Annotated in this window: 10 protein-coding genes and 1 tRNA gene; 7 read left to right on the top strand and 4 right to left on the bottom strand. The window is 56.3% G+C overall.

What is annotated here, in order from left to right; all coding sequences use genetic code 11:
• Window positions 1-48 precede the first annotated feature (48 nt).
• Window positions 49-133: transfer RNA gene (locus tag ACLIKD_RS12735), tRNA-Leu, on the top strand.
• 84 nt (window positions 134-217) lie between these two features.
• The gene (locus ACLIKD_RS12730) at window positions 218-529 is read left to right on the top strand and encodes a DUF5710 domain-containing protein (RefSeq protein ID WP_428825361.1); all 312 of its coding nucleotides are present in this window, start codon (window positions 218-220) and stop codon (window positions 527-529) included.
• Between the two features lie 101 nt (window positions 530-630).
• Here ACLIKD_RS12730 and ACLIKD_RS12725 read toward each other — a convergent pair whose 3' ends face one another.
• Window positions 631-1,287: a hypothetical protein gene (locus tag ACLIKD_RS12725; protein ID WP_428825360.1), complete on the bottom strand. Its 657-nt coding sequence runs from the start codon at window positions 1,285-1,287 to the stop codon at window positions 631-633.
• Between the two features lie 371 nt (window positions 1,288-1,658).
• On the opposite strand from ACLIKD_RS12725, the gene ACLIKD_RS12720 reads away from it, so the two are divergent.
• From ACLIKD_RS12720 to ispH, 5 genes are read left to right on the top strand one after another with little or no spacing between them, the layout of a single operon-like run.
• The gene (locus ACLIKD_RS12720; protein WP_428825359.1) at window positions 1,659-2,579 is read left to right on the top strand and encodes a bifunctional riboflavin kinase/FAD synthetase; all 921 of its coding nucleotides are present in this window, start codon (window positions 1,659-1,661) and stop codon (window positions 2,577-2,579) included.
• Window positions 2,580-2,588: 9 nt separating this feature from the next.
• Window positions 2,589-5,387: an isoleucine--tRNA ligase gene (gene ileS, locus ACLIKD_RS12715; protein ID WP_428825358.1), complete on the top strand. Its 2,799-nt coding sequence runs from the start codon at window positions 2,589-2,591 to the stop codon at window positions 5,385-5,387.
• Window positions 5,380-5,868: a signal peptidase II gene (lspA, locus tag ACLIKD_RS12710; protein WP_428828341.1), complete on the top strand. Its 489-nt coding sequence runs from the start codon at window positions 5,380-5,382 to the stop codon at window positions 5,866-5,868. Before ileS ends, lspA begins: the two co-directional genes overlap by 8 nt.
• Complete coding sequence (locus ACLIKD_RS12705; RefSeq protein ID WP_428825357.1) at window positions 5,865-6,293, top strand: FKBP-type peptidyl-prolyl cis-trans isomerase; 429 nt, start codon at window positions 5,865-5,867, stop codon at window positions 6,291-6,293. Before lspA ends, ACLIKD_RS12705 begins: the two co-directional genes overlap by 4 nt.
• Window positions 6,294-7,220 carry a 4-hydroxy-3-methylbut-2-enyl diphosphate reductase gene (gene ispH / locus ACLIKD_RS12700; RefSeq protein WP_428825356.1) on the top strand — a complete coding sequence of 309 codons (927 nt, stop codon included), beginning with the start codon at window positions 6,294-6,296 and terminating at the stop codon, window positions 7,218-7,220. It abuts the gene before it with no gap.
• Window positions 7,221-7,256: 36 nt separating this feature from the next.
• On the opposite strand, the gene ACLIKD_RS12695 is transcribed toward ispH, so the two are convergent.
• Genes ACLIKD_RS12695 through ACLIKD_RS12685 form a run of 3 tightly spaced genes read right to left on the bottom strand, consistent with a single transcriptional unit; the run spans window position 7,257 to window position 13,698 of the window.
• A complete protein-coding gene (locus ACLIKD_RS12695; RefSeq protein ID WP_428828340.1) occupies window positions 7,257-7,664 on the bottom strand; it encodes a type IV pilin protein in 408 nt (135 codons plus the stop codon).
• Window positions 7,665-7,712: 48 nt separating this feature from the next.
• Window positions 7,713-13,070, bottom strand: coding sequence for a PilC/PilY family type IV pilus protein (locus ACLIKD_RS12690; RefSeq protein ID WP_428825355.1), 5,358 nt, complete (start codon window positions 13,068-13,070; stop codon window positions 7,713-7,715).
• 28 nt (window positions 13,071-13,098) lie between these two features.
• Entirely contained in the window at window positions 13,099-13,698 is a 600-nt protein-coding gene (locus ACLIKD_RS12685; RefSeq protein ID WP_428825354.1) for a pilus assembly PilX family protein, read from the bottom strand.
• Window positions 13,699-13,705: the final 7 nt, after the last annotated feature.

Genomic DNA, 13,705 nt, shown 5'->3' with positions numbered 1-13,705 from the left:
CAGCACAAAGCCCAAGGATTCTCTATAATGCGCGCCCTTAGCACCTGTGCCCAGGTGGCGGAATTGGTAGACGCACTAGTTTCAGGTACTAGCGGGTAACTCCGTGGGGGTTCGAGTCCCTTCCTGGGCACCAAAATACGAAAAGGCCTTGATTATTCGAGGCCTTTTTTGTTTTTGGTCGTTGCCATCCGTGCTGAATTCCTGATCGGGGAGTGAAATGAGAACGAACTTGCAGGTTCCCTTTGCCGATAAAGACCAGGCAAAGAAACTGGGGGCCAGATGGGATGCGGCTCGGAAAGTTTGGTACGTCGAGAACAAAACCGATATGGCACCGTTCTCGCGCTGGGCGCCAAGCCCGCACGTCCATTCGGGGGCCGGCGAACAACCGCCGAAGAGCCCCCCCGGCAACAAACTTCAGGCGGCCGGTAAAGTCATCGTCGGCAGCGATTACGTCGTGCCAACGCGTATCTGCCAGTGTCTGCCGTGGGATGTCTGCGACAAATGCCAAGCCACGGCCCTGTCCAATTAGCCTGCGCGTCCTGACCAGGTTATTACGCAGTATCGCCGCATCGGGTCGGACGATTAACGATCTGTTCAGCTGGCAAACCGCTTTCCGAGGCGTAGATAGACTCAGCGCGTTCGGTTGCTGATCTCGCCGTCGCAGCTTGCCGCAACCCGGGCGTATTCCTCGGGCGTGTCGATCAGCGCCTGGGCCAGTTCGACACGGCCGATTGCCCGCTTGATATAGGGCATCCAGCGCTCATCCAGTTCCCGCTGCAGATAGTCCCTAGTCTGGCCCGCCGGGCCGCGCCAGGGGGCGCCCGTGGCGAACCGGCGGGACAAGGCCTCGGTCAGTTCTTTCTCGATCGCGGCGATATGCGCCTGATAGGTTTGCACGTGGCGCATTTCGTGGTCGTAAATTTCCCGGTAGGCGCAGCTGCCGGCGGGAAACTCCTTGGCGACATGAACGGTCATTGGCATGAAACCGAAGGTCATGGTGAGTTGCGGGCTGGCGCACTCCCATCGCCCGGTTCGGTCGATGTGGGACGGGGTATCGATCGCAAACCTGACAATCGCGTTGCCGCGGGTCAGTCCGAGAACCTGATTGCCCGGCCGCGTCAGGGTTGTCGCCAGATTTGTCAGCGCCTTGTAGCTGTACTTGGTGCTGAGAGTGAATGGCTCGTCCAGCCGTTTGACCGTTACCGCTGGTAGCGGTAGCTGGTCGCATTCATCCGCCCAGGCCGGAAGGCATGGGAAGACGAGAAGGAGCAGGGCAAGGGCGCGCATCGGGAGGTGGGATCAATCAGGATGCGCGGACAGCGGCCTTGTTCGCGTGCCTGGCCTCGGGTAAAAAAGAGCCCGCACGGCGGCGGGCTTAATTCCATTCCAGAAGGATTGGAGGAGACAGATCCACTGTACGCCCGATATTGCTGCGGTGCAACAATATCTTGTCGAGTTGATTGCCTTGACGTCTCGATGTCCCGATATTTTCAAGGCGTGGCTGATCAGTTCAAGCATCGGGAGCGGAGTCGAGGGGGAATCAAGGGGAAAACGATTATAGCGAAGCAATGTCGGCCCGGAGCCGCCAATCCCAACATCACCGCTCCGGTAAGTGCCTTCGGCCGTTATAATTCAACGTTTTTCCCGACACTTAGCTCATGCGCGTATTTCGCGGTCATTCGCGTCCCGTCCCTGCTCCAGTTGTGCTTGCCATTGGTAATTTCGATGGCGTTCACCTCGGGCATGCCGTCCTTCTCCGGCAGCTGGTGAATTCAGCCAAGCGACTCGAGTTGGCACCGACCGTGCTGACTTTCGAACCACATCCGCGCGAGTTCTTTGCCCCTGAGTCTGCCCCGGCCCGTCTGACCACGCTGCGTGAAAAGCTGGAGTTGCTGGCCGACCTGGGCGTCAGCCAGAGCATGGTGTGCCGCTTCAATGCAGCTTTCGCGGCGCTGACGGCCGATCAGTTCATCGAACAGGTGCTGGTTCGCGGCTTGCAGGTCAAACATCTGATCATCGGCGACGATTTCTGTTTCGGTCGCGGCCGGACCGGGAATTTCGCATTGTTGCAGGCGGCCGGGCAGCGCTTCGGTTTCACCGTCGAAGCGATGCAGAGCGTGACGCTGGATGGCGAACGCGTTTCCAGTTCCGGGGTGCGGCGGGCTTTGGCGATCGGTGACATGGCGCATGCGGCGCACCTGCTTGGTCGGCCTTACATCATCGACGGCCAAGTCGCGCATGGCGACAAGATCGGGCGTCAGCTGGGCTTTGCCACGGCCAATATCCGCATCAAGCATAATCCGTTGCCGATGGCCGGCGTTTTCGCGGTGGAAGTGAGCGGCCTCGGCGACGGGCCGCTGCCCGGCGTGGCCAATCTCGGTATCCGGCCGACGGTCGGCGGTACCCGGCCGCTGCTGGAAGTACATTTATTCGATTTCGACCGCGACATTTATGGCGCGCACATTTCCGTTCGTTTCGTCAATAAACTACGCGACGAGCAACGCTTTCCCAATTTCGATGCCCTCAAGGCGCAGATCGCGGCTGATGCCGCGGCTGCGCGGGCCTACTTCTCGCTGTGAGCACGCAAAATGGCTGATTACAAAGACACCCTGAACCTGCCGGATACCGCTTTTCCGATGCGCGGCGATCTGCCCAAGCGTGAGCCGCAATGGGTCGGCCTGTGGCAGCAGAACAAGCTCTACGAGCGCATCCGCGAGGTTTGTGCCGGCCGTCCGCGCTTTGTCCTGCACGATGGTCCGCCTTACGCCAATGGCGATATCCACATCGGTCATGCGGTCAACAAGATTCTCAAGGACATCATCGTCCGCTCGAAAACCCTCTCCGGTTTCGACGCACCCTATGTGCCGGGCTGGGATTGCCATGGCCTGCCGATCGAGCATCAGATTGAAAAACTGCACGGCAAGAACATTCCCGCCGACAAGGTGCGCGAACTGAGCCGTGCCTACGCGGCAGAACAGGTCGAACGCCAGAAGAAGGATTTCATCCGCCTCGGTGTGCTGGGTGAATGGAACAATCCCTACCTGACCATGAATTTCAAGGCCGAAGCCGATGAAATGCGGGCGCTCGGCAAGATCCTCGAACAGGGCTACCTGTATCAGGGCTTGAAGCCGGTCAACTGGTGTCTGGATTGCGGTTCGGCGCTGGCCGAAGCCGAGGTCGAGTACGAGGACAAGAATTCGCCGGCCATCGATGTGGCGTTTGCCGTCCATGACAACCATGCCGACAAGCTGGCCGCCGCCTTTGGCCTGTCTCATCTGCGCGGCCCGGCTTTTGCGGTGATTTGGACGACAACGCCGTGGACGCTGCCGGCCAACGAAGCGGTCAGCGTCCATCCGGAACTGACCTATGACCTGGTCGAGACGGAGAAGGGCGCGCTGATCCTGGTTCGCGAACTGGCCGAAGCCTGTCTCAAGCGTTATGACCTGAACGGCACGGTCCTCGGCTCCTGTAGCGGCGTCCAGCTTGACCAGATTCTGTTGAAGCACCCGTTCCAGAACCGCGACGTTGCCATCATCTGCGGCACCCACGTCACCACCGAAGCCGGTACCGGTCTGGTGCACACCGCGCCGGCGCATGGTGCGGACGACTTCACCATCGGCAAGAAATACGGTTTGCCGGTGAATAATCCGGTCGGCAACGACGGCCGCTTCCTTGGCAATACGCCGGCGCTGTCGGTCGGCGAACTGGCCGGCAAGACGGTATGGGAAGCCAATCCGCTGGTCCTGCAGGAACTCGAATCCGCCGGCCGGCTGCTCAAGAGCGAGCGAATCCAGCACAGCTATCCGCATTGCTGGCGTCACAAGACGCCGATCATCTTCCGGGCGACGACGCAGTGGTTCATCGGTATGGAACACAAGAAGGACGAAAATGCCTCGACGCTGCGCTGGATAGCAGAGCGCGCCGTCGATGAAACCCAGTTCTTCCCGGCCTGGGGCCGCGCCCGCCTGGAGGCGATGATGCGCACCCGGCCGGACTGGTGTGTTTCCCGCCAGCGCAACTGGGGCGTGCCGATTCCCTTCTTCCTTCACAAGGAGACGGCGCAGCCGCATCCGCGCACGGCCGAACTGATCGAACAGGTCGCCCTGCGGGTTGAAAAAGCCGGCATCGAAGCCTGGTTCAGTCTGGATGCCGCCGAACTGCTCGGTGCCGAGGCCGACCAGTACATCAAGATGAAGGACACGCTCGACGTCTGGTTCGATTCCGGTACGACGCACTGGCACGTGCTGCGCGGATCGCACGCCGCCCAGTTGGCCTATCCGGCCGATCTTTATCTTGAAGGCTCCGACCAGCATCGCGGCTGGTTCCAGTCCTCGCTGCTCTCCGGCTGCGCCATCGATGGTCGGGCGCCGTACAAGGCACTGCTCACCCATGGCTTCGTGGTCGATGGCAAGGGCCACAAGATGTCGAAGTCGAAGGGCAACGTCATCGCGCCGCAGCAGGTTTCCGACAAGATGGGCGCCGACATCCTGCGCCTGTGGACCGCGTCGACCGACTACTCCGGTGAACTGACGATTTCCGACGAAATCCTCAAGCGCGTCGTCGAAGGTTATCGGCGCATCCGCAATACGCTGCGTTTCCTGCTCGCCAACGTTTCCGACTTCGACGCCACGGCAGACATGCTGCCGGTCGAGGAATGGCTGGAAATCGACCGCTATGCACTGGCTCTGACGCGGCAACTGCAGGACTCTTGCCGAGGCGACTACGATCGCTACGAATTCCACCGCGTGGTCCAGGCGCTGCAAACCTTCTGCTCCGAAGACCTCGGCGGCTTCTATCTCGATATCCTGAAGGACCGCCTGTACACCACGGCACCAAAGTCGAAGGCCCGCCGCTCGGCGCAGTCGGCGTTGTGGCACATCACGCAGAGCTTCGTCCGCGTGCTGGCGCCGATCACCTCATTCACCGCCGAAGAAGTCTGGCAGGTGCTGGGCAATCAGGCTGACGATTCCGTGATGTTCCACCTCTGGCACGACCTGCCGAAGCCGGAAGGCGAGGGCGAACTGCTAGCCAAGTGGGCGCTGGTCCGCACGGCCCGGGCTGAAGTGACCAAGGCGCTGGAAGCCCAGCGCGAAGCCGGCAAGATCGGTTCGGCGCTGCAGGCGGCGGTGGAAATCCATTGCACCGGCGAAAAATACGCTGCCCTGGCGGCGCTTGGCGACGACCTGAAATTCGTCCTTATTTGCTCAGCCACCGCAGTCGTCAAGGCCGAGGTCGAGCAAGTCATCGCGACGCCGCTCGAACATGGCAAGTGCGAACGCTGCTGGCATGTCCGCGAGGATGTCGGCGCCAGTGCCGAACATCCAACCCTGTGTGGCCGCTGCATCAGCAACCTTTACGGGGCTGGCGAGGTTCGTGACCGTGCCTGATGCGAAGCGCTGGTATGCCCTGGCCGGGCTTGTCGTCATTCTCGATCAGCTCAGCAAGTGGCTGGTTCTGGAAAATATCCATTTCGGCGAAACGATTTACGTCGCACCCTTCTGGAACTGGGTGCTGACCTACAACCCCGGTGCCGCCTTCAGCTTCCTGGCCGACCAGGCGGGGTGGCAGCGCTGGTTCTTTACCGCGCTGGCGCTTGGCATTTCCGGCTGGATTGTCATCATGTTGCGCCAGCACCCGCAGCAAAAGTTGCTGTCGCTGGCTTTGGCGCTGGTCATGGGCGGGGCGCTCGGCAACGTGATCGACCGCGTGCGCTTTGGGGCGGTCGTCGATTTCATCCAATGGCACGCCGCCGGCTACTACTGGCCAGCCTTCAATATCGCGGATTCGGCGATCACCGTCGGTGCAGTTTTGCTCGTTTTTGAGCAACTGACTGCCGCGGGCAAGAAAACCGAGGAGAAAAATACATGACGACCGTTCGTTCCGACAGCTATCTGACGCTGCACTACCGGATTTCGACGCTGGATGGCGATGAGTTCCTGTCCACCTTCGACATGAGTCCGGCGACGTTGCAGATGGGCAGTGGCCAACTGGCTGAGAATCTCGAATCGGTGTTGATCGGCCTGCCATCGCATGAGCGTTTTGTTTTCCAGCTCGAGCCGAACGAGGCCTTCGGTCAGCATAATCCGCGCCTGGTCGAGCGCATCGCCCGCAGCGGCCTGCCGGCCGAGATGGAACTCAAGGAGAATTCCGTCGTCGAATTCACCGCCCCTAACGGCGGCACGTTTGCGGGCTTCCTGCGCGAGCTGGATGCGACGCATGCCCTGTTCGACTTTAATCACCCGATGGCCGGAAAAACGATCCGCTTCGAGGTGGAAATCATCGGAATCATGTAAATGCAAGTCATCCTCGCCAACCCCCGCGGCTTCTGTGCCGGCGTCGAACGTGCCATCGCCATCGTCGAGCGCGCCCTGGAGAAATTCGGTGCGCCGATCTATGTTCGCCACGAAGTCGTGCACAACAAGTTCGTCTGCGACGACCTGCGCGCCAAGGGGGCTGTTTTTATCGAGGAGTTGAGTGAGGTGCCGTCTGGCAGCACAGTAATCTTCAGCGCTCACGGTGTTTCGAAGGCGGTGCGTGAAGAGGCGGAGCAGCGCGGCCTGAAAGTCTTCGACGCGACCTGTCCCTTAGTCACCAAGGTGCATGTCGAGGTCGGCAAGATGCGGAATCAGACGCGTGAAGTCGTTATGATCGGCCACAAGGGGCATCCGGAAGTCGAGGGGACGATGGGGCAGAGCAGGGATGGGATGTATCTGGTTGAAACGGTTGGCGAAGTTGCCGGCCTGAAGGTCGAGTCGCCAGATCAACTCTCTTTTGTTACGCAGACGACCTTGTCGGTGGACGATGCATCCTTGGTTATTGCCGCACTCAAGGAGCGTTTCCCAAAGGTTCAGGGGCCGAAGAAGGACGATATCTGCTACGCCACACAAAATCGCCAGGATGCCGTCAAGGTCCTTGCAGAACAGTGCGATTTGGTCATTGTGGTCGGAAGTCCAAATAGTTCGAACTCACGACGGCTCAGAGAGGTCGCCTTGACCCGTGGCGTTGATGCTTACTTGGTCGATGGAGCGGAGGAGATCTATCCTGAGTGGCTGGAAGGCAAGACTCGTATTGGTATTACCGCAGGAGCTTCTGCTCCGGAGATTTTAGTTGAAAGAGTTGTTGAGCATATCAAGAAGTCCACCGGTGCAATGGTTGAACAGCTGGCGGGGGTGGAAGAGGGGGTCTCATTTCCATTGCCCAAAGAACTTACTCTCGAATGAAATGATTAACGGCTGGGGGGCCGTTATCAGTTATATCTAATTCCAGCATCGCGCTGTCGTTGGTGTTCTGCTCCCGACATTGCTCAGTGAGAATGTTCCGCAATTATCATTCGACTGAGTCCCGGTTGGTGTGGCGCATAACCTGAAAGCGGTTGCGGAAGGACTGGCGGTTGCTGTTGCGCTACAGACTGTGCCAGCAGTCGGTGTCGTATCGAAGCCAATTGTGTAAAACCCGTCGGGTGAGGTTGTCGGCGCAATATCGCCCGCTGCCGTTCCGAGTGTCGCTGCGCTATAAGTCATTCGCTCAGTGTAGAACCTCTCCATACGTTGAGCTCCGGCCATCAAGGCAGATTTGGCATCGGTGCGGCGCGAGCGCATAACGTAGTCGGTGTAACTAGGGTAGGCGATTGACGCCAAGATGCCGACTATCGCGACAACAACCATCAGTTCGATCAAGGTAAAACCGCGTTGCTTCATTGATTTCTCCATCTATCAATCAGTCAGAATCTCTCGCCAGCCAAGGCGGCCGGCTTTGGCTTTACCCATGTTCTTGCTGACTATGGTTTGGCCGCTACTGCCAAAATCGTATTCCACATCATCACCACTAGGGTTGGTGACAATTACCCCGGGTGGTGTAATCCCTGTTGTACTTTTGCGTGCGGATGCATACGCTGAGACTCCGCCAAAATCCTGTAAACCCGGAATAGCGGTGTAAACAGACCAAGTGAGTCGTCCTCCTGTCAGCACATCAACGAAGTATTCCCAAGAGTAACCACCGGACGAGCAGATGTCGTCAGATGGAACGACGCTGACCACGCGCAGGATACTGCCACCACGAATTTCGGGGTTGAAGCTAACTCGTTCCTTGGTGTCCGGTAGGTTGAAGTACCAGCCTCGCTTGGAGGTCCAGTCGACGGGGTTGTTTGTCAGGGTTCGATAGGTCGAGGTTTCAGTTGTGGTGGTGCCGCCAAAGGAGAAGCTTGAAGTGGCTGTTACCGTAGCGGTGATAACTTCTTGCTCTTGCAGATTAGTTCGATCCGTCGAAGTAATTGCATTTCCGTCAAGTTTGTCCCAGACACCATAAACAGTCTGCACCTGATTCGTCTGGTCATCATTGGTGAATAGGTAGCTGCCTGTTCCGAATGTCACTAGCAAGCCTGTCCCATTGGGATGGAGGATTGCATCAGGTGCTGTGGTAATCGGCTGGCGAACACGGGGAGACTGTTCATCCTTGGCCACATAAACCGGCGCTGGGTTGGCTGCGGTGCCAAGGGATATTTCCCAGTTGTTGGAGCTTTCAGCAGATAGATCGAAACGCCAGAGATTGCCCTTCAAGTCGCCAGCATAGACATAGTCAACTACGCCGTCGCCATCAATATCGATGGGGGCAATTTCAGAGAGACCATTCGGCCCACTGGTGGTGGTGTCTCCCTCCAGCACATTGATCTTTTTGACCAATGCACCGGTGTTTGCGTCGAGTACGAATAAAGCTGCATCGCCAGAAGAGCTAACGTGTCCGTCGGCTTCCCTGTTGTTGTAGCCGTTGTTTATCAGAACAAACCAGCTCCATTTTTCGCAGGAATTGTCATTTAGTCGATCAGTGCACAAACGGACAATATATGGTCGCCCAATCGTGTAGCCCATGTCGGCATCATTCTTGTCGGAAAATTCCCACTTGACGAGAGACGACGCATTGCCTTCGGAGAAGTTGGCGGGGTTGGTGACATCGAGAGCATAAACTCCCTGCCCGCCAGCACCGAGCGAGCCAACCAGCAATGAGCGCCAGTTGCCATCGGGACAAAGGCCGACGTCGTTACTTGTACAGATGTCACCGATTGTCGGTGTTCCATCGACGTAGTAGCGATGGGTATTTGCACTGCCCTGTTTGCCATAGTCGACTTCAGTCAATTTGTTCAATATCCAACGACTATTGCGCAGACGATACATTTCACCGGGGACATAAGCGAGAAGCTCTTCCCCGCTAGTTGCGTTGAAACCATGCAGCATGCCGTCATTGGCACCGACGTAGAGCATCGATGTACGGTCTCCCTTGCCAGTAGTGTTTGATGTGGCATCGTAGTCGCTGGCAAATTTGGCATAACTGGAATCGCCATGCCCGGCGTTGGGGCGACCAACATATTGGGACTGTGAGTTGATGATGTCGCCAAGGCGATTAGGCTGACTAGTCGGAGTACAGGTGACGGTTCCGACAATGTCGACGCCGCCTTGGGCGTTTTGGACTTCGCAATTGGCAGTGCCCCCGCCCGTGGGGCAGGTATAGGTGCCAGAGCAGGTTCCTGTAATAGTTGTAAGGGATATCGTCGGGCGCGTACGCATACCGGAAATTCCCTCTCCGCGAAGGAAGGAGACGCGATCGGAGCCAAGGGCATCGACTGTTCCTGATGAGGTCATGTTCAGCGATGTTCGCAAGGTGGTTGTTCCGCTCGAGGACATGCTGGCCCAACGGAACGGAATACCCTTTGCGCCGATCTGATCAGGGTCATAAGTCAGAATTGTTCTGGACGTTGGCATTTTGCTTGCCAACTTCAGTTGCGCTTGCCAAGAAGGATTATTAATGCTGGTCGCCGTGACGGGGTATGCCAGCAATTCACCGCTCCAGCCGTCACTGTTGAAGCGCCCAAGAAAGATCTGTGTATCGCTCTGCAGTGTAAATGAGTTGGCAGTTGCAGCTGCCGCCGTGCCGGCGGTGTCGCGAATTTTGGACAGTGCACTATTTAGTTGGGCCAGTAATTTCAATGGATTTACTACTAGGAAGTAGGTGTCAGGAACGCCATCACCATCTGCGTCCCACTCGTTGGTTTGCGGTGTGTTATCGCCGTTTATGTCATTGAAACCACCGAACTTTGCGGCATACCACAATGGATCCTGTAGCGTGGTGGCAGAACTCGATGTGGTACTCGCGGTAAAGGTCCGGCTTGCATAATTGCTCGCGTTGGGAACATTGACATCGCTACTGGAAAGCAAGGGAAGATGGTAAGTGGAGTCAGTGCCAGTATCAGAGCTTTTGGGGCGATCAAGGAAATATTCGGGATCGCTCGTGTAGGCAGTGTCACCGTCACGAACAACAAGATAAATGCCGTCGGCCGAGGTGCCCGAGATCACGTAACCCATGTGCTGCATGATGCCGCCGGCAGCGTAAACCGACTCGACTTTGACTGTTACCGTATTGTCGGCATTCAACATGACTTCATAGACCGCAATGGCATCCATGTCATGGTCGGCGCCCTGTTCCACATCTTCAAAGTTGATGCGGAACTTGTAATAGGCACGGCCACTGTTCACTGTAGCATCCTGATTTCCTACCGTGGTGTTCTTGATCGTGTCTACATAAAAGTCAACGATCTGATTGGTTGGTTGAAAGTCTCCTTGCGTCGCACTAATGCTTGAGCCACCAACTGATTTGGCAAACGGAACGATCGTTATCGACCTCGTTGTGTTCGGGATCGGAATCTGAATGCTTGGTAGCGGCGAAGAGAGCGCTATGGCGTAAGTACCTAGTTTTTGATTGCCGGAAACACCATTGATATCATTGGCCAAACCGAAGTTGGCAATGCTGGCCGCGTAATAGCTCCCTTGGCGAGTTGGTTCACTGGGAGATAGCCCACGAATATTGCCGAAGCTGGAGACGGCTTTGGGGGAAGGTGCGCCGTCATAAGTCGCACCCACTTGTCCGATAAATACATTTTTGCTTACTGGTGTTGCAATATTCCCACCAAACTCCAGATTCCAGAGGTCTTGCCCCCTTGCTGAGACGTCAAGCGACGCACTATTGATATTGGTCGCAGCAACAGTGCCGAAATTGGTGTTGCTTCCTGGAAGACTGTCTGAGTCAAACGATGGATAAACGTCGCTGATTAACATCAGGAATGGCTTGGAACAACTCGGGAATGGACCTGTGTTTGGAATGGGGATTGTTGGCGTCGCGGTATAAGGATCAGTCCATGTCGTAAATCGCGGTAGCCCTGTTGCGCCGCCGGGAAGCGTTACGCCGTCATCGCGCGTGTGGCTGGTGGTGAAGCCAGCTGTTGCGGTTGTACTACCGGAAAAATAGCGAACAGCTTCGTACATCATTTCGGCAAGCGGGTTGCCCCACATCTCGCATTCGCCGTTGTTCATCTGCCGGGTGGTGATCCAGCCGCAATCATATTGTTGATTGGAATAGGCGAAGCTAGTGATGTGCAAGCGGTTAATTGAGCCGATTACGCCTAGCACACAGGCTGCTGTTCCATTGCTGCCGCAGGTGCTGCCTGACTCCTTGAAGATGCCAGTTGTCGTCTCAATTTCGTTTGTGATCGACGATATGGCTTTGCGCAGCACACCGCCATTTGTGTTTTGATCGTAAGAACCGGTCATTAGGCCAAAGAACATGCCATTGTTTTCGCCGTAGTTGTGCAGGACCCCGGTTGGCTTATAGGTAGTTGTTGAGCCATCGGTGTACGCTTTACAATTGCCTTCGCGGCCAAAGTAGACATCTGCAGTGAGGCCGCTGATTGTCTTGCATACTTCCACCCTGACGTTATAGTCGGTAATCTGCGACGATGAAGTGACGACATCGTAAAAGGTCTGCGTCAGGTTGCTTAGCTTGGCGGCTGGTACAATTTGCCAAGCATCGCCGCTATCTGCTCCCTTCCAGTAGAATTTCCAGCCTTCGCCACCACTCTGTTCTTGATGTCGGAATTCGATATTGTGAGTTCCAGTACTAAGTGTCACCGTCGCTTTATGATCGTTACGGCAGGTAGTAGTGTTTCCGCAAACACCATGCCCGCCGTACCAGCCGACAATCAAGGCGCCATCAACCCACAATTCAACAGCATCGTCACCATCGACCGAAAGCTCATAGCTTCCTGCTGTTGCAACAGTCAATGTCCCGCGGAAAACATCTAGATAATAATCATCCGTGCTGCTAAATGGATTAATGCTTGTTCCACTGGCGTCGATGGTGGTTGCATTTTGCACGCCGGTTTGATGGCCACTTGTCGCAAAGGTGTTGATCAGAGTTTGGAAGTCTGTTGCCGAGTTCGGGCTGCTCGTATAAGTCGTTGCCGTCGTGGCACAGTTGGCGCGGGAGTTGTTTCCAGTGGCACATTCAGCGCCGGCAACCGGCCGCTCGATTGAAACCCATTCCCAGATGCGATAGCTGTTGTTGTTCAATAGCCGCATCAAAGGCGCTTGACCATAACCCGTCAGCGTAACATTGGCAAATAGATGGCGTTTGCCGGTTTCCGGGAGGACCAGCGGCGTGTACTCGCGAATGTCATAACCATCGTCGGCAATGCTCTTGTACTCCTTGCCCCAGCTATGGGCGTCCTGGGGGATGAAGGTCCGTTCGAGAATGGTCTGGTTGTTGAGGTCGGAGCTCCGGTAGCCGCCAAACAGAACCTTGCGCAAAGCATCAATACGAGAAGTCGTAACGTAGTTCAGAAAGTCGCCACTCCACCAGGAGTCGCGGCCAGAACCCGTACATTTTTTGTTGTACACCGTACCGCTAAGGTCGCTCATCCCCTCCGGTGTAAATACGCCACTGTTGTATGAGTAACACTTGTATGAGTCGAAGTATCCGTAATATTCGATCGTCCCCGGCTTATAACCGACATCGAGATTGCCATCGCCATTGAGGTCAGAGTAATCATTGTAGGCCTCGTAGTAAAGCTTGTGGTCGCGCGCCATGGTCAACATGATCAACGGCGGCTGGCTGGCCGTAATAAACAAGGGCGAGTTGGTTAGTGTCGCGGCCTCTGAAATAGTCACGTTGAAGAGACTCGCGACGGAGACGGCGCAAGTAAGTAACTTGATGTAGATTGATTGGTGTTTGGCGCAGTTATTTGTCATGGCACGTTCCTAGGGAATGCGATTGCTTTTACTTGTTTGGTCGAATAACAGACTGCAGCATGACACGGCTACTGGTATTCAATCCGAAACCAACGGCTGTAACGCGATAAAGCGTGCTGGTAGTGGCTCCACCGGGAGTTGTCTTTGCGGAGTTTGTGCCAGTGGTGACAGACAGTGCTTCAATAATGTAGCGGGGTTGCGCGCTAAAGCCGGGTAGGGCTGCGGCGCTGGTCTGGCTACCGTAAGCAAGGCTCTTGGATGTCCCTGTGCCAGATTTCCATCCGGAATCAGTTAGTTGTATCCAGATAGGTGAGCAGTTGGCACTTGACTGGCACGTGTTAGGAAGGCACAAGCCTGTGCTGCTGCACCCCTCCACAAATCCGGTTTGGCCCGATACTCGGCTGCCGGTTAGGATTTCTCGTTCAGCATCCCTCAGGGCTGCCTCGGCTGCTTGAAAAGCGTTATTCCAGTCGCGACTGTTGCCGACCATGCGCTCTTCGAGGATGGTAGTGCGTAGCATCGACAGAATCACAATGGTCAAAATAGCCAGTAACATGACTGCGGTGACCAAAACGAAGCCGAGTTGGCGATTGGCTGCGCTCAATTGGGTTGGAGTGATGTTATTCATGACCGGT

The sequence above is a fragment of the Azonexus sp. IMCC34842 genome (assembly GCF_050368855.1).
In the GTDB taxonomy this organism is placed as follows: Bacteria; Pseudomonadota; Gammaproteobacteria; order Burkholderiales; family Rhodocyclaceae; genus Azonexus; species Azonexus denitrificans_A.
The sequence above is the reverse complement of the archived record's forward strand: the minus strand, read 5'-3'. Positions and strand labels throughout refer to the sequence as shown.